The sequence below is a fragment of the Siccirubricoccus soli genome, assembly GCF_024178315.1.
GTDB classification, from domain to species: Bacteria; Pseudomonadota; Alphaproteobacteria; order Acetobacterales; family Acetobacteraceae; genus Siccirubricoccus; species Siccirubricoccus soli.
This window is the reverse complement of the sequence record NZ_JAMZIK010000111.1, coordinates 45,109-64,460: the sequence shown is the minus strand read 5'-3', so window position 1 is coordinate 64,460 and position 19,352 is coordinate 45,109. Positions and strand designations below refer to the sequence as shown.

The window sequence follows — 19,352 nt, the reverse complement described above, 5'->3', positions numbered from 1 at the left end:
ATCGGCCGCGCCGGCGACTGGGTCCGCGACCGCACCGAGTAGGCATTCCCCACGAAGCCGCTGCGCGGCTCGCGGGGGCCCCGGACGCGCTTAACTCCCAGGACCTCGCACAGCCTTCCGCGGCAAAGCCGCGGAAGGGCACCAGACAGGGCAGGCTCAGGTGGAGGTCCCAGGGCCGGCGCATGGCCGCCGCCCTGCAACGCCTATCCGAGCCCGCCACCGACCGTGATGGTCTGGCCGCTGATATAGGCGGCGCGGTCGGAGGCGAGGAAGGCCACCAGGTCGGCCACCTCCTCCGGCCGTCCGGCCCGCTTCGCCGGCACCATCTCGGCGATCCGTGCCGGGCTCATCGCCGCCGTCACCGCGGGCGAGGCAATGATGCCGGGCGCGACCACATTCGCCGTCACGCCGCGCGAGGCATATTCCAGCGAGACCGACTTCACCGCCCCGATCAGCCCGGCCTTGGCCGCCGCATAATTCGCCTGCCCCCGGTTGCCCAGCAGCGCGGAGATGGAGGAGATCGCGATGATCCGCCCCCAGCGGGTGCCGATCATCGGCAGGATCAATGGCCGCAGGGCAGCGAAGAAGCCGTTCAGCGAGACATCGACCACGCCGCGCCACTGCGCCTCCGACATGCCGGCCAGCGGCACGTCGTCATGCGTGCCGGCATTGTGCACGAAGACCTGCACCGGCCCTGCTGCAAGCTGCGCTTCCAGCGCCGTGGCGGTCGCCGCCATGTCGGTCAGGTCGCAGCCGAAGGCCAGCGCCTGGCTGCCGGCGCCGCGCAGCTCAGCGGCCAGCGCCTCCGCGCGCTCCAGCCCGGCATGGGCGTGGATCAGCACCGCATGGCCCTCGGCGGCCAGGGCGCGGCAGATGGCGGCCCCGATCGGGCTGGCGCCGCCGGTCACCAGGGCGCGGCGGCCCGTCCTGTGCGGCGTCATGCGGGGGCGTCCTCACGCGGGAGAATGACCGCGGCCTGGCCGTGCAGCAGGCGGCGATCGCCAGCGGTGATGGCGAAGCGGTAGATGAAGCCGCCCGCCTCCGCCATCAACGCCGTCGCCGCGATCCGCAGCTCGCCGGGAATGTCATCCAGCCGCTCGGCCTCCAGCGCCACCTCCCGCAGGCTGCTGACGAAGCCCGGCCGCTGCGCCCCACCCGCGTTCAAGGCGCCGTGCAGGGCCATGGCCTGGAAGGCGAATTCCAGGCCGCAGACCGCCGGCAGCATCCCGTCCCGCCGCAGCGGGTTGGCAGGGTCCCGGTGCCGGTCGGTGGCGCAGAGGATCTCCGCCGCATCCCAGGATAGCGCGCGGTCCAGCAGGCACATGCTGCCCTGGTGCGGCACCAGCCCGGCAATCGCCGCGGCCCCCAGAGGCGGGGTCAGCACGGGCTGACCTGCAATTCGAGATGCGCATCCTCCAGCAGCGGCAGCCGCACCAGCGCCGCCCGCCGCGCGGCCAGCGCCCGCAGCAGCGGCAAAGCGCGCGCCGCGGGGTTGCCTTCGGCCAATGCATCGAGCGCATCCCCCGGCGCGGCGGCGGGCAGCGGCCCGGCAAGGTAGCGCAGCGCCAGCTCGGCCCGCGCCCCCCCAGGGTCCGGCCGCAGCACGCAGGCGGTGGCGAAGGCGAAGCCGGTCGGCCGCTTGGCCGCCAGCGGCGATGGAAGCGGCGTGTCATAGGCCACCAGCAGCACCGGGCGCCCGTGCGCCGCCGCGGTCATGGCCGCCAGCAGCCCGGCGGCGAAGGCGCCGTCATGGCCGCCGAGGCTCAGCGAGGGCCGTGTCGAGCCGACCGCGATATGCCAGTACCCCGCCGCCGCATTATGCACCGAGTTGTGGAACAGCGTCGGCGAGACCGCCTCATCCGGCGCGTGCAGCGCATCGAGGATGCCGCCCACCACGGCACCGTCGCCATTGCCGCTGGCGAAGATCGTCTCCAGCGCGGCGCGGTCGGGCTCTTCCGCCGAGGCATCGTCGGCGGCGGCCAGGGCGAAGCGCACGGCGGCGCTGGCGCGGCGGCGATTGGCCGGGGCGAGGACGGCGGGGACCGGCGGCAGGGCCTCCGCCATCGTCCAGGGCGCGGTGCCTGCGAGCATCGCCTCGCTGGCGGCCCAGCCCGGCAGGCCGGGACCGAAGACCGCAACCCCGCTCAGGAACGCCCTCATCCCTGCCCGATCACCAGGCTGCAATTGCTGCCGCCGAAGCCGAAGGAGTTGCTCAGCACCCGCCGCAAAGCCATGGCGCGGTTGCCGGTCGCGACCTGGCTGCGGAAGGCCGGATCGGCCGCCACGATCCCCAGGCAGCCGGGCACCAGCCCCGCCTCGAGGCAGATCGTCGCAATCAGCGCCTCGATCGCGCCGGAGGCGCCGAGGGTGTGCCCGGTCCAGCCCTTGGTGGAGCTGCAGGGCACCGCATTGCCGAAGACCTGGTGCATGGCGGCATCCTCCATGGCGTCATTGGCGCGGGTGCCGGTGCCGTGCAGGTTGACGTAGTCGATCTCCCCCGGCGCGATCCCGGCCGCCGCCAGCGCCGCCCGCATGGCGGCGACGGCGCCCAGCCCCTCCGGATGCGGCGCCGACATGTGGTGGCCGTCGCTGCTCGCCCCGGCGCCGAGCAGCAGCGGCCCGGCCGCCGCCGCCTCCGGCCGTTCGAGCAGCACGAGCCCGGCGCCCTCGCCGATGGCGATGCCGTCGCGGTCCTCGGCGCAGGGGCGGCAGGGGCCGGCGCTGAGCAGCTCCAGCGCGGCGAAGCCGTGCAGGGTCATGCGGCAGAGGCTGTCCACCCCGCCCGCCACCGCGGCATCGACCATCCCGGTGGCGATCAGCGACGCCGCCTGCAGGATTGCCTGCGCGCCGGAGGTGCAGGCCGTGGAGATCACCAGCCCCGGCCCGCGCAGCCCAAGCCGGGCCCGCAGATAGGCCGGCAGCGCCTGCAGATCGTGGGTATGGCCGTAGTCGAACGCCGCCGGCAGTTCGGTCTCGCCGGGCCGGCGCGCGGCATAGGCCTGCTCGGTCTGCTCGATGCCGGCGGTGCTGGTGCCGACCACCACGGCCACCCGCTCCGGCCCATAGCGGTCCCGCGCCGCCGCCACCGCCGCGGCGAAGCCGTCGCTCCGCAGGGCAAGTTCCGCCAGCCGGTTGTTGCGGCAATCATAGACGGCGAGGTCCGGCGGCGGCGCGGCCTCCTCCAGCCCTGCCACGGCACCGGCCCAGATCCCGCCGGGGGCGCCGGGGAAGCTACAGGGGGCCAGCCCGCCCCGCCGTTCTTGCAAGGCCGCCCGCAACGGGCCGAGCCCGGCGCCGAGCGCCGTCACCACCGTCCCCGCGCTGATCCGCATCGGCGAAAAGGGGCTCACCCGACAGGACCTCCCCACAGGACCGCCGCGCGGCGTTGCGGCCAGGCCGCGGCAGGGCACCGGGCGGCGGCAGGTCTCGACAAACGCACTAACTGCCCCGCCCCGGGCGGCGTTGCGGGCCGCGCGGCGAAAAGGCGCAGGCCAGCAGGAAGGCGGCGGCGACGCCGATGGTCACGGTTAGGCCGATGCCGTGCAGCACGGGGGTCTCGCTCAGGGACAGCATACCGAAGGTCAGCAGGGTCGAGACGGCGCAGGTCAAGACGGCGCCCAGGGTCGTGTCCTGCGTCGCATCCTCCGTCGCATCCTCCCTGGCCTCGCCGGGCGTCGCACGGCCTGCTGCAAGGAAGAGAGCGTAATCGATCGCCAGACCGGCGAGCAACAACAGGGCGGCGAGGTGAAAGAGGCTCAGCGCCTCGCCGAGCAGGGTCAGCACCGCCAGGGTGATGAGGACGGCGCCGCCGATCGGCGCCGCCACCACCAGCGCCCGGCCGAACCGGCCTAGCCCGAGTACCAGCAGGCCCAGCACCACCCCGGCGCCGGCCAGCGCCCAGCCCAGCGTGGCCCGGCCATAGGCCGCCAGCAGCCGCTCCAGCTCCAGCTTCACGTCGAGGAAGAGCACGCTTGGCAGGCCAAGCCCGGCGGCCCCCGCCTCCAGCGCCGCCGGATCGGCGACGCCGGTGGCGGGGGCGATGCCCCAGATCTCGGCGCCATGCCGGCTGACCAGCGGCGACAGCCGGGCGGCGATGGTCGGCGCCCCGGCCGCCAGGGTGGCGAGGTCGAGCGGCTGCAGGCCGCGGCTCTCGGCAACCGCGGCGATGAAGCGGTCGAAGGCGGTGGGGCGAAAGGGCAGCCCGGCGGCGGCCTCGCGCAGGGCCGCGGCGAGGGTGGCTTCCTCCGGCAGCGCGGCCTGGCGGCTGGCCTGCAGGGCCGGGCTGGGCAGGTAGCGGCTCGGCAGGTCGAGACCGGTGAGCAGCCCACGGGCGACCAGCGCCTGCGCCGCCGCGCCCAGCGCCTCGGCGCGTTGCAGCATCTCGCCCTCCGTGGCCATGGGGCCGATGACGAAGAGGCTGCGCACATCCGGGGCGCCGAGCTGGCCGCGCAGCTCGGCATCCAGCGCCTGCTGCGCGGCCGGAACCGGGCTCAGCGCCGCCAGGTCGCGCTGCCGGTCCGGCCCGCCGGTCGCCAGCAGCACGGCCGCGGCCGCCGCCAGCACCGCGAGGGCCGGGAGGGGCCGGCCGCGGAGCGTGGCGAGGGAGAGGTGCATCGGCCGGGCCAGGAGGCGGGCCTCCTCCGGCACCAGGCGCGGCAGCAGCCAGCGGGTGGTGGCGGCGGCGACCAGCAGCCCGGCACCAGCGAAGATCCCCGTCTGCACCAGCCCCGGCAGGCCGGAGCCGACCATCGCCAGCAGCCCCGCCGCGGCCGCGACCGCCGACAGCCGCAGGGTCGGCCAGATCCGCGTCGCCGCGGCGCCGAGCGGCTCATCCCTGCGGCGCAGGGTCAGCAGCAGGATGGGGTAGTCGACCACCACCCCGAGCATGGTCACCCCGAAGCCGAGCGCGATGGCATGGACGCTGCCGTACAGCGCCACCACCGCCGCATAGCCGGCCAGGGTCGCCGCCAGCAGCGGCACCGCCACCAGCGCCAGCACCGCCAGGGAGCGGAAGCGCCAGACCAGGAAGCCGGCCAGCAGCAGGGTGGCGAGCAGGGTCAGCCGCCGCACGTCGCGCTCGATGGTCGCGGCCGCTTCCGCGGCGAAGACGCCGGGGCCGCTGAGCAGCAGCCGGGCGCCGGGCGGCGGGCGGGCAGCGGCGAAGGCCGCGCGGAAGGCGGCGATCGCTAGGCGCTGCGCCTCCGCATCCAGCCCGGCGCCCTGGCCGCGCGCCACCAGCAGCACCCGCGGCACCTCGCCCGGCGCGAACCAGGCGCCGTCCTCGGCGGCGACATGGCTCTCGCCCAGCCAGGCCGCGGCAAGGCCGAGGAAGGCGCCGGTCGGGTCGGCGAAGCCGTAGCGGGCCAGCAGCGGCGAGGCGGCGGAACGCAGCCCGTCCAGCAGCGCCTCCAGCTTCGGCCGCAGCGCCGCCGCGGTGAAGGCCTCCGGGCGGGTCTCGGGCGAGAGCAGGTAGCGGTAGCGGAAGAGCAGCGCCTGCTCGCTCTCCTCCAGCCGCAGGCTGCCGTCGCCGACGAAGCCGAAGCGGCCGGAGGCGCGCAGCCCCGCCGCCGTCTCCCGCGACAGCCGCGCCAGCTCGGCGCGGGGCGCGCCCTCGATGGCGGCCAGCAGCAGGGTGGTGGCGGCGCCGGATTGCAGCTCCCGCAGCAGGAAGGCGCTGGCCGGGGTGCGGCCGGGCGGCAGGAATTCGGCGAGGTCGGCCCGCGGCGGCGCCAGCCAGCCCAGTACGCCGCCCAGCCCGGCGAGCACCGCCAGCAGGAGGAGGAGGCGCGTCATTCGGCCGGCGCGATCCGCATCCGGTCCACCCCGCCGCCGCCCTCGACATTCACCCCGCGCAATTCGGTGCCCTGCCCGGTCACGGTGATGCGCTGCACCGCGCCGCGCACCCGCAGCGAGCGCGGCACCAGCACCATGCGCCAGCCCTCGGGCGTGGCGGAGAACCCCACCTCGTAGTGCTGCCGCAGCGCCGCCAGGTCGCCGGCCAGGGTGCCGCGCACGGCCTCCACCAGCGCCTGCATCTCCGGCTGTTCGGCCAGGGCGAATTCCCGCTTTACCCCGCGGTCCCGGCGCTCATAGGTCAGCCTCCCGCCGGCCACCGCGACCCGCTCGTCGATCGGCCAGGTGGTGTGCTTCTCCAGCCGGTCCGGCGCCTGCCAGAGGAGCGTGCCCTCGTTCGGCTGGCCGGTCTCGAGTTCCGGGATCACCTTGTCCTCGGTGAAGCGGGAGCGCCGCGCGCGCACCCCGGCCAAGCCCTGCATCACCTGCTCGAGCGTCGGCTCCGCCGCCAGCGCCGGGAAGGCGAACGGAACCAGCAGCAGCGCGCGGCGGGTCGCGCTCACGCCGCCGCCTCCTGCCAGAAGGGGTAGAAGTTGAACCAGTTATAGGGGTGGGCCCGGCACATCGCCTCGACCGCGCGGGCATAGCGCTCGACCGAGGCCAGGATGGCGGCCTCCCGCCCCGCCCGGTCGCCGCTGCCGATCCGCTCGGCGAAGGGCAGGAAATGCACGGCGTAGCGGCGTGGCCCGGTGCGGATGCCGAAGGCCAGCATCACCGGCGCCCCGAGCACCGCCGCCAGCAGATGCGGCCCGGTCGGCAGTGGGGCCGGGCTGCCGAGGAATTCCACGAGGTGCATCCGCTGGCCCGCCGGCGCCCGGTCGGCCAGCAGCCCGACCAGGCCGCCGCGCTCCAGCACCTCCCGCACCCGCAGCATGGAGTCCGGGCAGCCGAGGGGAATGACCGTCGTGGTCCGCCTGCTGCCGCCCAGCGCATCGAACACCGCCTTCACCCGCGCCGCATTGGCCTCATGCATCAGCACCGCGATATCGACCGGGCAACCGGCATCGCCGACCGCGCGCAGCGCCTCGAAGCTGCCGAGATGGGCGCCGAACAGCAGGCAGCCGGTCCGCGGCTCGCCGGGCCCCGGCTCCGCCCGGCGGCGCAGCGCCTCCAGCCCGTGCACGGTGATCTCGAAGCCCGCGATCCGCCCGGCCGCCAGCCAGACCCGGTCGAGGATGGTGGCGGCGAAGGTGAAGTAGAGCCGCCAGAGATCGGCGAGGCGCGCCGGCCGGTCCAGCGCCCGGCCGAGATACTCCCGCGCCGCCCGCCGCTGCCGCGGCGAGAAGGCGAGGAAATAGGCGGTGATCGGGTAGAGCAGCGCATGCCCCGCATGCCAGCCGAGGCCGCGGCCGACGCCGATCATGAAGCGCAGCCAGAAGGTGTTGCCGCGCTCCGGCATCTGCCGCCAGGCGGGCGGGGTCAGGGCGGCGCCGGCCATCCGAGCTCCCCCAGCAGCACGGTGGTGCTGCCGCAGCGGCAGGTGAAGCCGACCCGGTCGGCGCCGCGCGGCGCCAGCGTCACCGCGACCTCCTCGCCCGGCGCCACCGGGGCGGGGAATTTCGCCCGCGCCAGCAGGCTGGGCCGGCCGCGGCCGGGCTCGGCCGCCGCCACCGCCTGCAGCACCGCATCCAGCAGCAGCACGCCCGGCACGATGGGCCGGCCGGGGAAATGCCCCGGCAGCGCCGGGTGCGCCGCCGGCACGGTGAAGGAGAAGGCCGCGCTCACGCCTCCTCCCCCGGCGCCAGCAGCGTCGCCAGCGCCTGGCGCGGCAACTTGCCGAGCGGGTCGCGCGGCAGCGCCGCCACCACGGCCAGCCGGCGCGGCAGGAAGACCGGGTCGATCCGGCCGCGCAGCCCGTCCAGGATCTCCGCCGGGGTCCGGCCCGGCGCCGCGACCACCGCGCTGAGCCGGGCGGCCGGGTTGCTCTCGATATCCTCCGGCACGACGAAGACGCCGTCCTCCACCCCGGGGACCTCGGCCAGCACCCGGTTCAGGTCGGCGAGCGAGCCGCGCTTGCCGCCGAGCTTCACCATGTCGGCCAGCCGGCCGAGCAGCCGGAAGCGGCCATCCGGCAGCGGCTCGATCGCATCGGCCAGCGGCACGGTCCCGAGGCCCGGCACCTCGGCCGCGCCGTCGCGGACCCGGGTGCCGTCATAGGGCAGCCAGCCATCCTCCCGCACGGTGCGGCGGCTGGCGACGGAGCCGGCCTCGGTCGCGCCGTAGATCTCCAGCATCGGCGCGCCCCAGTCGCGCTCCACCGCCAGCGCGATCTCCTGCGCCAGCGGCGCGGTGGCGGAGATGACGGCGGCCAGCGGCGGCGGCCGGCGGCCCTCGGCCAGCAATACCCGCAGATGCAGCGGCGTGGTCACCAGCAGGCGGCGGGGCGGCACCGCGGCCAGGGCGTCATGCACCTCGGCGGGGAAGAAGCTGGCCCCGGCATGGATCGCCACGGCTTCCCGCAGCGGCAGCATCATCGTGGTCTCGAAGCCGTACATGTGCTGCGGCGGCACCGTGGCGACGATGCTGGCCGGCGGCCCGTCCTGCGGCCGCAGCCCGAACCGCGCCGCCGCCGCGGCGGCGGCGGCGACCAGGGCGCCCCAGGGCTTGGCATGGGCGGTGGGCGTGCCGGTGGAGCCGGAGGTGAAGCCGATGGCGACGACCCGCTCCGCCGGGATCGGCCGCAGCGGCGGCAGCGGCACGCCGGGGCGCGGCGCATCGACCTGGATGAAGGGCAGGGCGGGGCGGCGCTCATCCTCCGCCCCGGCCATCACATAGGCGCCAGGATACTGCGCCGCCGCCATCTCCAGGAAGCCGTCGAGGCTGCCGGACCGGGCGCCGAGCAGGGTCGGGTGGCCGCGCAGCAGGGCGGCGGCAAAGCCGAGCAGGGCGGCGTAGCGGTCGGCGCAGAGATTCACCGCATGCCCCTGCTCCGGCAGGGTGGCGGCGAGGGCGGCGGCCTCGGCGAGGAATTGCCCGATGGTGACCGGGCCGCCGGCGCGGTGGCAGATGATCTCCGCCGCATCGCGGGTGGTCAGGACGAGGTCCGGCCCCTCAACCGGCATGGCGTGCCCCGGCCGCCTGGAAGACGGCGCGCAGCGTGCGCCCGGGGGAGACATGGCCGAGCTCGGGGAAGAGCCGCCGGCGCAGGGCATGCTCGCCGAGGAAGAAAGCGGTGCAGGCCATGGCTTCCGCCGTGGAGATCATCGACACGGTCCAGACGCCCAGCATCTGCACCGCATAGGCCAGGGCGAACAGGCCGAGCAGCAGGGCCCAGGCCAGGGTCAGCCGGCGCGTATAGGGCTCGGCCCGCACCGGCAGCCCGGCCGGGTCATGCCGCCCGTAGCGGGTGATCAGCGGCACCGCGCCGGGCCGCAGCGTGACGGCGAAGCGCAGGGCGACCAGCAGGTTCACCCCCAGCCCGACCAGCGCCGGGCCCTTCGTGCCCGCCAGCCATACCGCCACGCTGCCGACCGCGAGTTCCAGCGCCAGGGCGATCAGCCACAGCACCGGCCAGGGTGGGGCCAGGGCGGCGATGCGCGCGATCGGCGATGCCATGCGGTCAGGGCGTCCGGTGCCTTGCGATATGGCCGGCAAGGCTGCGCAGCGAGGCGAAGATCCGGTGGTTGCGCTCGTCGTCGGAGCGCAGCTGCACGCCATAGGCCTTGCCGATGGCCAGCGACAATTCCAGCGCGTCGATGGAATCGAGGCCCAGCCCTTCGCCGAAGAGCGGCGCCTCCGGCTCGATCTCCTCGGCCGGGGTTTCCAGTGACAGGGCAGTGACGATCAGCCGCGCCAAGTCACGTTCGAGGTCGATATTGGGGGAAGAAGCCGGAGCGACGGTTTCCGCTGCCGTCGTGAAACCCTCGATCGACATCCGCTGTCCTCTTTCCTCCGGGCGGCTCATGCCTGCCAACCAAGGCTTTCGGCCAAATTCTTCGTCGGCTGCGTAGCAGAGCGCCCGAGCCCTCGGCAAGCAAGGTACTTAATCAAAAGGTGAAGCATCGGAGGCGACCATCTCGGGACTTTGGTAAAGCGCGAAGGATACGCCGGCGATCAGGCTTGCGTTGAAATTCGACCGGAACAGCGGGCTGCCGGCATTCGTGGCACCCGAGAAATTCTCCAGCCTGCCGCCCGCGGTCAATGTGATGGATTTTGTCACAGGGACGCGGTAGGAGAATTGCAGCCGCATCCCCAGATAGCCGCCCTCGGCGTCATAGGCCGGGCGCCCGGGCCGGGCATCGGATGGCTTCACCCGGTACCAGTAATCCATCAGCCCGCCCGAGGCGAAGACCGGCCCGATGCCGATCCGGGCGCGGGAGCCGGCCAGGCCCCAGCCCAACCCCTCATAGGCAAGCTCCGGCGCGAGGACGATTCCGCGATAGCGGATGCGGCTGAAATCCGTGGAGAAGGCGGCCCGCACCGGCACCTCCAGCACCAGCCGGCCGGTATTCGCCGCCCCTCGCCACGCCACCCAGCGCAGGGCGGGGCCGATCTCGCCGAGCGGGTCGATATCGGGCATGCCGCGGCGGGCGCTGCTGTCATTGGCCCGGCTGCCGAGCGCGCCATTGGCGTTCACCGTCAGCTCCAGGTCGCCCGAGCGGAAGAAGCGCCCGCGCAGGCCGCGGTCATCGGCGCGCAGCACCTCGCCGCGATAGATGAACCAGGGCAGCGCCAGGCCGCGCCACTCTGCATGGCTGGCGGCCGGGTAGTCCGGCAGCAGCCCGCCACCCAGGAAGACCCCGGCTTCCAGCAGCGGCCGCTGGGGATCGCGCGTCTGCTGCTGGGCCCAGGCCGGGCCGGCGAGCGGGAGGAGCAGGGCGGAGACGGCGGCCAGCCGCCTCATGGCGCGCGCTCCGCCACCAGCATGACATTGGGCAGCGGCGTCCAGCCCCAGCAGGGCGAGACCGTCACGGCGAAGCCCGCCACCCGCAGCGGCCCGGCGAGCTCGGCGAGCGGCAGGGGCGCGAAGGACGAGCCGTCACGCCGGACCAGGCACCCCAGCCTTTCCATGACGACGCCGACGCCGCTCCGCCAGCCGCGCTCCGGGTCGAAGGCGCGGATCACGATGCGGCGCCGCGCCGCCGCCGCCATCCGCGCCAGCAGGCTGCGCTGCGCCGCGACGGGAAGCTGCAGCAGCACGTCGAAGATGACCACCGTATCGGCGGCCGGCACCGCGGCTTGGCAGAGATCGGCGACAGCAAAGCCGGCAGGCAGCCCGGCGGCGGCGCGCGCGGCATCGGCGACCTTGCCGGGGTCGAGGTCGAGGCCCTGGACCCGCGTCGCCAGCCCGGCGGTGAGCAGGGACAGCCCGATCTGGCCGCGCCCGCAGCCGAGATCCGTCACCTCGCCGAAGCCGCCGCTGGCCGCGGCCAGCCGCAGGACGAAAGGCGTCGCGGGGTCGGTCAGCAGCTTGCCGCGCACGAAGTGCCGCGAGAACTTCGACGCGTCCCGGTAGCGGGCGACGACCTTCCTCGTCAGCCCGGGAAGGTCGGGGGGCGGAAGCGCCGTGGCGGTTGCGGACAAGGACAGGCTCCGGGGCGGCGGGCAGCGCGAGGCTTACGCCTCTGTTTGGAGAGCAGATTCGCGCCTTCGGGCGGCGATGCCGCCCTACGGCGATCTGCTCTAGGAGAGCGGACGCTGTGCCGAATAGGCGCGCATGATGCCTATTTCAACGCTGCAATGAACGTTGATCAGGCCGGCTTGCTGCAAGTGCCACAGGATGTCGCGCGGCGGCACGCAGCCCTCGATGGTGTCCCAGCAATAGCGCATCAGGGTGTCGCTGCCGCTTCCGGCCAGGCGGCTCAGCAGCGGCACGACGCCGCCCAGATAGGCCTTCGCCAGCTTCTGGCCCAGCCGGCTCGCGGGCGGCGCGATCTCGAGCAGCAGCAGCCGACCGCCGGGCCGCAGCACGCGCCGCTGCTGGGCGAACAGCCGCCCCAAATCGTTCACATGGCGCAGGGCATAGCCCATGCTGATGAAGTCGAAGCTGGCATCGGCGAAGGGAAGTTCCTCCGCCCGGGCCTGCACCATGGGGATCGGCAGCGACTGCCGGGCCACCGCCATCATGCCCTCGCTCAGGTCGAGCCCCGTCATGCCGGAGGTATCGCCGAGGATGGCGGCGGCTTCCCGTGCAACCATGCCAGTGCCAATGGCCATGTCCAGGTAGCGCGCCCCTGGCCGCAACCCGCCGCGTTGCAGCGCCCGCCGCCGGTACCAGCGCCCGGAGCCGAGCGCGAAGACCGCATTGATGCGGTCATAGGATTTGGCGGTGCGGTTGAAGGTGGCGCGAACGAAGCCGGAATGCTCCTCCGGCGTCGCGTAGTAGTCCAGCAGCGGTGCGTGCGGCGGAGCGGGAGCGCGTGGGTCGGTCACCTCCGCCGTGGCGGAACGCCCTGATGTCGACATGCCTGTCCCCTCCCCCCATGAAGGCTGGACCGACCCACTACCATCCGATAGCCTTCCTGCCCAAGGACGGCAGCGTGATGCTGACATGGTCGAACCCCAGGGAATGGCGGACCCGCAGGCAGCACACCGGCCCATCTCACGGCTAAGGTCGGCCTATTTCTGCTTTGCCTTCTACCTGTGCCTGCTGACCTGGGGCGTGAGCTGCTTCGGATGGAGCCTGGTGGCGGCGCTGTTGTACCGCCTCATGCCGCGGCGGCTGGGCGAGCCGCTCGGCCGCTTCGTCATCATGCTCGGCTTCCGCTGGCTCATCGGGGTGATGCGCTTCACCGGCGTATTGCATGTCGATTTGCGTGAGCTGGACCGGCTGCGCGGCGATGCCGGGATCGTGCTCGTGCCCAATCACCCGACCATGCTCGATGCCGTGCTCATCCTGTCGCGGCTGCCGGGCATCGTCTGCATCACCAAGGCGGCGCTCTGGGACAATTGGGCGCTGGGCGGCGGCATCCGGCTGGCCGGCTACATGCCGAACGATGCGCCGCTGCCGATGATGCGCCGGGCGGCGCAGGCCGTGCAGGCCGGCAACCAGCTGCTGATCTTCCCCGAAGGCTCGCGCACCACGACGCCGCCGGTCGGCCATCTCCACCGCAGCTTCGCCGTCATGGCCAAGGCCGCCGGCGCGCCGGTCCAGGCGGTGCTCATCGAGGCCGACAGCCCCTACCTCGCGAAGGGCTGGCCGCTGCTCCGCCGCCCGGTGCTGCCGCTGGTGTTCCGGGTGCGGCTGGGCGAGCGGTTCACCGTCGGCGCCTCGACCGACGATTGCGTCGCCCGGCTGGAGCAGCACTACCGCGCCGAATTGCCCGGCTGCTGGCCGCCGGCCTGGCGGGCCATCCAGCCCGCCGCGGCGCCGCGACGGCAGGCCGCCTGATGGCAGCCGCCGAGATCCGCGGCCTGGTGCTGATCCCCAGCTACAACACCGGCGCCATCCTGCTGGAGACGGTACGCGGCGCGCGCCGCGCCTGGGCGCCGGTCTGGGTGGTGATCGATGGCAGCACCGATGGGAGCGACGCGCTGCTCGCCGAGGCGATGCGGGACGATCCTGAGTTCCGCCTGATCCGCCTGCCGGCCAATGGCGGCAAGGGCGCCGCCGTGCTGGCCGGGCTGCGCGAGGCCGCGGCGGCCGGCTTCACCCATGCGCTGGTCATGGATGCGGACGGCCAGCACCCGGCCGAGGCGATCGGCAGCTTCATGGCCGCCGCGGCCGCCGAGCCGGCGGCGCTCATCCTCGGCCGGCCGGTCTTCGGCCCGGAGGCGCCGCAGCTGCGGGTGCGCGGCCGCCGCATCTCCAATTGGTGGGCCAATCTCGAGACGCTCGGCGCCGGCATCGGGGATTCGCTGTTCGGCTTCCGCGTCTATCCGATCGCCCCGCTGCTGCGGGTCATGCAGCGCGGCCACTGGATGCGCCGCTTCGATTTCGACCCCGAGGCGGCGGTCCGGCTCGCCTGGGCCGGCCTGAAGCTGGTCAACCTTCCCGCGCCTGTCCGCTACCTGCGCGCCGAGGAGGGCGGCGTCTCGCATTTCAACTACGGGCGGGACAACCTCCTGCTGACCTGGATGCATACCCGCCTGGTCCTCGGCATGGTGGCCCGGCTGCCCATGCTCCTGGCTCGGCGGCTCAGGCGCGGGCCGCGGATGCGGGCGGGATCGCGGCTAGGGACTCAACCCTGAGGCCCTCGGCGGCGCAGCGGTCGAGCAGCCTCGGCAGGACCTGCAGGACCGCCGCATCGCGGGACGGCAGGCCCGGCGGCGCGCTGTCATGCAGCAGGAGGATGTCCCCGCCGGCCAGGCGGCGCGTCAGCCTTTCCAGGACCTTGTGCGGGGGATCCGGGCGCCCGTCATAGCCACGCCGCGTCCATGACACCAAGCGCAGGCCTTCCATCGCCAGGACCGGGTCGAGCAGCGGGCTGCGCAGGCCCATCGGCGCCCGGAAGAAGCGGGGCGCGATGCCGATTGCGTCGGCGATGACCTGCTGGGCCCGGCGGATCTCCCGCCGCAGCGCCCATGGGCCAAGGCAGGCGAAGCTGTTCCGATGACCGTAGGTGTGGTTCTCGATGCTGTGCCCGCGCCGCTGCATCTCGCGCAGCAACGCCCCGTGGCGGGCGGCTTTCGCGCCGATGACGAAGAAGCTTGCCGTCGCCCCCTGGGCCTCCAGCATGTCGAGGACGCGCGGCGTGACCTCCGGGTCCGGGCCATCATCGAAGGTGATGGCGACGGACCGGGCCATCGCGGGAGGCAGCCGCACGAGGTTCGGGCCGAGCTGCGCGCTGCAAGGGTGCATGAAGGCCGCGAGCAGCGCATGGTTGCCGGCGAGCAGAGCCAGCCCGAAGGGCCAGAGGTGCGGCTGCACGGCGACGCCGAGCGCGGCCGTGCCATGCAGCCAGAGCGACGCGCGCATGACCGGCGATGGCGACCAGGCTTTCAGGGCCGCGAAGGAGGCGGCCTCCGGCTGCCGATCTTGGTTGCTGCCTCCTGGCATCCTTCCCGTTCCGTCAGCCCAGGCGGCCCGATGCCGGAGGCACCATCGGCACCTGGGACCACCTATCCAGCTTGCTGCCTCAGCGGCCGCGTGACCGCAGGTGGCTTAATCTGCCGCTCGCCTCAAGTCATATCTGTGGCGGTTGGATTGGCAGCGTGGCTCAGTCGCCGCCTTGCCGCAGCCATTCCAGGCCAGCCTGCTCGGCGCCGGATGGCAGTGGGCGATCCGGCGAGAATATCCATTCCACGATGTCGTTGGCCACCACGCTCCGCTGCCGATCGCGCAGCAGGAGGTGATAGCCGGAAGGATAAAATCCAAAGCGCCTGATGCGCGTCGCCGGCAATACCCGCAGGAAGCTGCGCACGGCGGAGGCCGGGACGATCCGGTCATGGCCGCCATACAGGACCAGCACGCGGCCGCGGAAATTGCGCGCCGCTGCGAGCGCGGCATCCATCAGGTTGACCAGCCCATAGACGGCATCGACCCGGAACTCCTTGGTCGTCAGGGGATCCGACGACCATCGGCGCATCGCGTCTTCATTGTCGGTGGGGGAGAAGCCGGGGGCCGAGCCGCGGAAACCGACGATCGGGATGCTGTGGGCGACGACTTCCAGCAGCCACTTGGCAAAGCCGCTCATGGTGGCGCGGCCCCGGATCCCGGGGGCCATCAATATGTAGCCCTGGACGAGCGACGCCCCTGGCTGTTCGGCAGCAAGCAGCGCCACGGCCGCCCCCATGCTTTCGCCCAACAGGAAAATCGGCGTACTGGGGTGGCTTTCCTTGATTATTCTTACGACGTTGATCGCGTCACCCGCAATCGTCTTGCTGTCGTGCCAATACCCACGGTCGGGGCCGGCGCCAAATCCTCTCTGGTCATACGCATAAATCGCAACATCCCTGGACAGGAACAGAGGGGAAGGAATCTCGAAGGCATTCTTCGAATAATCCCCGAATCCGTGAATGGCGACTATGACGGCCTTCGCCTGCTCTTCCGGTATCCACGCCTTGAATGGCAGCCTGGCTCCGTCCGGCATGATGAAGGAGCTGCCATTCAGTTCCGGTATTGCTATATCTGGTCCGGCGGAGATCAATACCGGAGAGCACCCTGAGAGAAAGAGCAACGCGGCGGATAATGCACTTCGCCGGGTCGGCGCCGCCCTGTTCATTGCTGTCTGGTCTCGGAAGGCAGAGGATCTGAACCGCCCGATGCGGCTGGTACTGCGCACGTCATGAATATGGCTTTCATGGGGTGGCGCAACCTGCAGCGATTGCTCTTTCCCATTCCTTGCTTCGTGAGCCCGGAGGAGAGGAGGGGGCCTGGATCAAGGCGGCTCTTCAGGGGTTGGCGGAGGCTCTGGCGGACAATCCTTCTGCATTACCGGGACAGCCGCAAGGCTCGGGCCGACGCCTCCCGCGCGCTCCCGGCCACGGTTGCCTCATGGCAGGGTCAGGCAAGGGCCGCTTCCCCGCACACGGGGGGCAGCGCCGCCCCGATACCCGAGGGGCGGCCGCGGCGCGTCCTTGCCCACGCCCAGCTCCCGCCCCGGGCGGTCCTTGGCGTTATCCTTCTACGGGACCGGGGGCCCGGCCCCTGACGCCTTGCAGGCGGGCTGCCGCCGATGGCGCGTGACGGCATGGTGCGCATCGCGGAGGCCTCATTTCGGCAATGCGGCAATGACCGCCGCGGCCTCGCGCAGCGCACCGTCGGGCAGCACCAGCGTGCCGTGCGGCGCGGCCGCAGCTTCCTCCACCGAGTCCGTCAGCAGGATGCACGTGGCCACGCCGGCGGCCTGCGCGGCCTGCATGTCCGACGCCTTGTCCCCCACCATGACGGAGCGCGCGGGATCGAGGCCATGCGCCGCGCTGGCATCCAGGATCATGCCCGGCCCCGGCTTGCGGCGGGCGCATTCCCGGCGGTAGGCGCCGATGCCGTGCGTCGGGTGATGCGGACAGTGCTCGACGCCCGCGATGTCGATGCCGTGCTCCGCAAACCGGGCGAGCATCCAGGCCGTCAGCTCGCGGAAATCGGCCTCGGTGTAGTAGCCGCGGCCGATGCCGGCCTGGTTGGTCACGACGACCAACGCCATGCCGCGGGCCTGCGCGGTGGCGCAGAGATCGAAGATGCCGTCGCGGAAGACGAAATTGGCGATGCTGTGGGTGTAGCCGGAGTCGTGGTTGACCACCCCGTCACGGTCGAGGAACAGGGCGGGCCTTCCGCTCATAAGGCTGCCCAGGCCGGGATGAGCGCCTGCGCGCGGCCGAAATCCTCAGGCGTGCCGATGTCGAGAAAGGTCGCCTCCGTCCGCTCCGCTCCACGGAGCGAACGATCCGTGCTGCTTTGTCGCGATCTTATCATCGGTACGGCCGGCATGTTGCATCCAGGGCAAGACCTTATGGCAGGCTTTCCCGGAGGTGCAGGGGCCAATAGCCACTCAGGCAGGAACCGGGCCGGCTACTTCGGGGGCAGCCTGGACCGGCCCGCGCCGATGACCTGCCCAGCCTTCGCCTGGCTGCGGCACCGCCATCCCGCCGGCCAGCGCCCGAGGGGGGCGGGGAACAGGCAGGTTGCGACTGAAGCAGCCGCCAGGGATCACGGTGCTGCTTGCCGCCGCAGCCGGGCTTTGTGGTCGTGCCCGGGGCAGGGCACCTCTTCCCGCCTGAAGCGGCTCGGGCCGAGCCGGAGAGTTTCCCGCCCCGGCGTCCGCCCGTGCCGCAACCCCCGGGCGCCCGCCGCGCTTGCTGCTGTCCCGGCCCAGGATATCCGATGCCCCTCCCCCTCGCATGACTCTCGACCAGGCCCTCGCCTTCGGCATCCTGGGCGCCACCGTTGCGCTGTTCCTGTGGGGCCGCCTGCCCTACGACCTGGTGGCCATGCTGGCGCTGCTGGCCGGGCTCCTGGCCGGCATCGTGCCGATGCAGAAGGCCTTCACCGGCTTCAGCGACGACATCGTCGTCATCGTCACCGCCGCGCTGGTGGTCAGCGCCGCCGTCGCCCGTTCCGGCGCGGTGGAGACGGCGATGCGCCCGCTGCTGCCGCATCTCCGCTCGCGCCGCACCCAGGTGCCGGTGCTGGTGGCGGCGGTGATGCTCGCCTCGGTCTTCACGAAGAATATCGGCGCGCTGGCGATCTTCCTGCCGGTGGCGCTGCAGCTCGCCCGCCGCACCGGCACGCCGCCGGGCGTGCTGCTGATGCCGATGGCCTTCGCCTCCCTGCTCGGCGGGCTGGTGACGATGATCGGCACCTCGCCCAACATCATCGTCTCCCGCGTGCGGGAACAGGTCACGGGTCAGCCCTTCGGCATGTTCGACTACACGCCGGTCGGCGCGGCGGTCGCGCTGGCGGGGCTGCTCTTCCTCGGCTTCGGCTGGCGTCTGCTGGCCGCCGGGCGGCGGGGCAAATCCGCCCCGCAGGGCGCCATCGCCATCGAGGCCTATATGACCGAGGCGCGCATCGCCCCGGACAGCCCGCTGGCCGGGGCGACGGTCGGCGCGCTGCAGGCGCTGTGCGAGGACCGGGTCACCGTCGCCACCCTCCTGCGCGAGGGGCTGCGCCGCGACGCGCCGCCCGATGACTGGGCGCTGCGCGAGGGCGACCTGCTGATCCTGGAAGGCGAGCCGGAGGATCTGGAATCCCTGCTGGCCCGCGCCAGGCTCACCCTGGTGGGGGAGAAATCCACGGCCGAGGACGTGCCGGAAGACGAGAAGACGGTGGTCGAGGGCGTGATCACCGCGGAATCGCCGCTGGCCGGCGCCACGCCCTCCGGCGCCGCGCTGGCGGCGCGCTTCGGGATCAGCCTGCTGGCGGTCAGCCGCCGCGGCAAGCGGATACGCGAGCGGCTGAAGGAGTTGCGGCTGCGGCGCGGCGACGTCGTCATCCTGAAGGGCGAGGCCTCCCGGCTGCCGGATACGCTGGCGGCGCTGCGCATCCTGCCCCTGACGGAGCGCGGCATCCCGCTCGGCCGCAGCCGGCGGAGTTGGCTGCCGGCGATCGTGCTCGGCCTGGCGATGGCGGCGGTGGCGCTGCATCTGGCCCCGGTAGGGGTCGTCTTCTTCGCCGCCGCGGTGGCGATGCTGCTGCTGCGCACCCTGACGCCGCAGGAGGCCTACCAGGCCGTGGACTGGCCGGTCGTCATCCTGCTCGGCGCGCTGATCCCGGTCTCGGAAGCGATCCACACCACCGGCGGCACGGAGCTGATCGCCGGCTGGCTGTCCGGCGCGATGGATCACCTGCCGCCGCTCGGGGCGCTCGGCCTGATCATGGTGGTGGCGATGGCGGTGACGCCCTTCCTCAACAACGCCGCCACGGTCCTGATGCTGGGGCCGATCGCCGGCAGCCTGGCGCAGCGGCTGGACCTCAGCCCCGATGCCTTCCTGATGGCGGTGGCGGTAGGGGCGGCCTGCGACTTCCTCACCCCGATCGGGCACCAGTGCAACACCCTGGTGATGGGGCCGGGTGGCTACCGCTTCGGCGATTACTGGCGGCTCGGCCTGCCGCTCTCGGCCATCGTGCTGGCGGTCGGCGTGCCGATGATCGCGCTGGTCTGGCCCCTGGCGAAGTAGGC

The 19,352-nt window shown here is 72.9% G+C and carries 21 protein-coding genes; 4 read left to right on the top strand and 17 right to left on the bottom strand.

Going from position 1 to position 19,352, the window contains the following annotated elements:
• Positions 1-203: 203 nt before the first annotated feature.
• The 14 genes from fabG to NJ376_RS17795 form a co-directional block, all read right to left on the bottom strand.
• Positions 204-941 (bottom strand): 3-oxoacyl-ACP reductase FabG, encoded by a 738-nt coding sequence (fabG, locus tag NJ376_RS17860; RefSeq protein ID WP_252954640.1) that lies wholly within the window; start codon positions 939-941, stop codon positions 204-206.
• Positions 938-1,384, bottom strand: a complete 447-nt coding sequence (locus NJ376_RS17855; protein ID WP_252954639.1) for a phosphotransferase — start codon at positions 1,382-1,384, stop codon at positions 938-940. The genes fabG and NJ376_RS17855 overlap by 4 nt, the downstream gene beginning before the upstream one ends.
• On the bottom strand, positions 1,378-2,160 hold the full coding sequence (locus tag NJ376_RS17850) for a beta-ketoacyl synthase chain length factor (RefSeq protein WP_252954638.1): 783 nt from the start codon (positions 2,158-2,160) through the stop codon (positions 1,378-1,380). Before NJ376_RS17850 ends, NJ376_RS17855 begins: the two co-directional genes overlap by 7 nt.
• The gene (locus tag NJ376_RS17845; protein WP_252954637.1) at positions 2,157-3,350 is read right to left on the bottom strand and encodes a beta-ketoacyl-ACP synthase; all 1,194 of its coding nucleotides are present in this window, start codon (positions 3,348-3,350) and stop codon (positions 2,157-2,159) included. The genes NJ376_RS17850 and NJ376_RS17845 overlap by 4 nt, the downstream gene beginning before the upstream one ends.
• Before the next feature lie 88 nt (positions 3,351-3,438).
• Positions 3,439-5,793, bottom strand: coding sequence for an MMPL family transporter (locus NJ376_RS17840; protein ID WP_252954636.1), 2,355 nt, complete (start codon positions 5,791-5,793; stop codon positions 3,439-3,441).
• Positions 5,790-6,356 carry a LolA-related protein gene (locus NJ376_RS17835; protein WP_252954635.1) on the bottom strand — a complete coding sequence of 189 codons (567 nt, stop codon included), beginning with the start codon at positions 6,354-6,356 and terminating at the stop codon, positions 5,790-5,792. Before NJ376_RS17835 ends, NJ376_RS17840 begins: the two co-directional genes overlap by 4 nt.
• A complete protein-coding gene (locus tag NJ376_RS17830; RefSeq protein ID WP_252954634.1) occupies positions 6,353-7,291 on the bottom strand; it encodes an LpxL/LpxP family acyltransferase in 939 nt (312 codons plus the stop codon). Before NJ376_RS17830 ends, NJ376_RS17835 begins: the two co-directional genes overlap by 4 nt.
• On the bottom strand, positions 7,273-7,578 hold the full coding sequence (locus NJ376_RS17825) for a hypothetical protein (protein WP_252954633.1): 306 nt from the start codon (positions 7,576-7,578) through the stop codon (positions 7,273-7,275). The genes NJ376_RS17830 and NJ376_RS17825 overlap by 19 nt, the downstream gene beginning before the upstream one ends.
• The gene (locus NJ376_RS17820) at positions 7,575-8,915 is read right to left on the bottom strand and encodes an AMP-binding protein (protein ID WP_252954632.1); all 1,341 of its coding nucleotides are present in this window, start codon (positions 8,913-8,915) and stop codon (positions 7,575-7,577) included. The genes NJ376_RS17825 and NJ376_RS17820 overlap by 4 nt, the downstream gene beginning before the upstream one ends.
• On the bottom strand, positions 8,905-9,408 hold the full coding sequence (locus NJ376_RS17815; RefSeq protein ID WP_252954631.1) for a hypothetical protein: 504 nt from the start codon (positions 9,406-9,408) through the stop codon (positions 8,905-8,907). The genes NJ376_RS17820 and NJ376_RS17815 overlap by 11 nt, the downstream gene beginning before the upstream one ends.
• A 4-nt stretch (positions 9,409-9,412) precedes the next feature.
• A complete protein-coding gene (locus NJ376_RS17810; RefSeq protein WP_252954630.1) occupies positions 9,413-9,727 on the bottom strand; it encodes a phosphopantetheine-binding protein in 315 nt (104 codons plus the stop codon).
• Positions 9,728-9,835: 108 nt separating this feature from the next.
• The gene (locus NJ376_RS17805) at positions 9,836-10,696 is read right to left on the bottom strand and encodes a MipA/OmpV family protein (RefSeq protein ID WP_252954629.1); all 861 of its coding nucleotides are present in this window, start codon (positions 10,694-10,696) and stop codon (positions 9,836-9,838) included.
• A complete protein-coding gene (locus NJ376_RS17800) occupies positions 10,693-11,376 on the bottom strand; it encodes a methyltransferase domain-containing protein (protein ID WP_252954628.1) in 684 nt (227 codons plus the stop codon). The genes NJ376_RS17805 and NJ376_RS17800 overlap by 4 nt, the downstream gene beginning before the upstream one ends.
• A 99-nt stretch (positions 11,377-11,475) precedes the next feature.
• Positions 11,476-12,258 carry a class I SAM-dependent methyltransferase gene (locus NJ376_RS17795; RefSeq protein ID WP_252954627.1) on the bottom strand — a complete coding sequence of 261 codons (783 nt, stop codon included), beginning with the start codon at positions 12,256-12,258 and terminating at the stop codon, positions 11,476-11,478.
• Between the two features lie 85 nt (positions 12,259-12,343).
• On the opposite strand from NJ376_RS17795, the gene NJ376_RS17790 reads away from it, so the two are divergent.
• Together NJ376_RS17790 and NJ376_RS17785 are read left to right on the top strand one after the other, a co-directional pair.
• Positions 12,344-13,183 (top strand): lysophospholipid acyltransferase family protein, encoded by an 840-nt coding sequence (locus tag NJ376_RS17790; protein ID WP_252954626.1) that lies wholly within the window; start codon positions 12,344-12,346, stop codon positions 13,181-13,183.
• Positions 13,183-13,983 carry a glycosyltransferase family 2 protein gene (locus NJ376_RS17785; protein ID WP_252954625.1) on the top strand — a complete coding sequence of 267 codons (801 nt, stop codon included), beginning with the start codon at positions 13,183-13,185 and terminating at the stop codon, positions 13,981-13,983. Before NJ376_RS17790 ends, NJ376_RS17785 begins: the two co-directional genes overlap by 1 nt.
• Here the strand turns inward: NJ376_RS17785 and NJ376_RS17780 are convergent.
• A complete protein-coding gene (locus NJ376_RS17780; RefSeq protein WP_252954624.1) occupies positions 13,931-14,710 on the bottom strand; it encodes a polysaccharide deacetylase family protein in 780 nt (259 codons plus the stop codon). The genes NJ376_RS17785 and NJ376_RS17780 overlap by 53 nt on opposite strands.
• A 241-nt stretch (positions 14,711-14,951) precedes the next feature.
• A complete protein-coding gene (locus tag NJ376_RS17775) occupies positions 14,952-15,824 on the bottom strand; it encodes an alpha/beta fold hydrolase (protein WP_252954623.1) in 873 nt (290 codons plus the stop codon).
• On the opposite strand from NJ376_RS17775, the gene NJ376_RS17770 reads away from it, so the two are divergent.
• Positions 15,823-16,023: a hypothetical protein gene (locus tag NJ376_RS17770; RefSeq protein WP_252954622.1), complete on the top strand. Its 201-nt coding sequence runs from the start codon at positions 15,823-15,825 to the stop codon at positions 16,021-16,023. The genes NJ376_RS17775 and NJ376_RS17770 overlap by 2 nt on opposite strands.
• Before the next feature lie 422 nt (positions 16,024-16,445).
• Here NJ376_RS17770 and NJ376_RS17765 read toward each other — a convergent pair whose 3' ends face one another.
• Positions 16,446-17,012 carry a D-glycero-alpha-D-manno-heptose-1,7-bisphosphate 7-phosphatase gene (locus tag NJ376_RS17765; RefSeq protein WP_252954621.1) on the bottom strand — a complete coding sequence of 189 codons (567 nt, stop codon included), beginning with the start codon at positions 17,010-17,012 and terminating at the stop codon, positions 16,446-16,448.
• Between the two features lie 559 nt (positions 17,013-17,571).
• On the opposite strand from NJ376_RS17765, the gene NJ376_RS17760 reads away from it, so the two are divergent.
• The gene (locus NJ376_RS17760; protein ID WP_252954620.1) at positions 17,572-19,350 is read left to right on the top strand and encodes an SLC13 family permease; all 1,779 of its coding nucleotides are present in this window, start codon (positions 17,572-17,574) and stop codon (positions 19,348-19,350) included.
• Positions 19,351-19,352 lie beyond the last annotated feature (2 nt).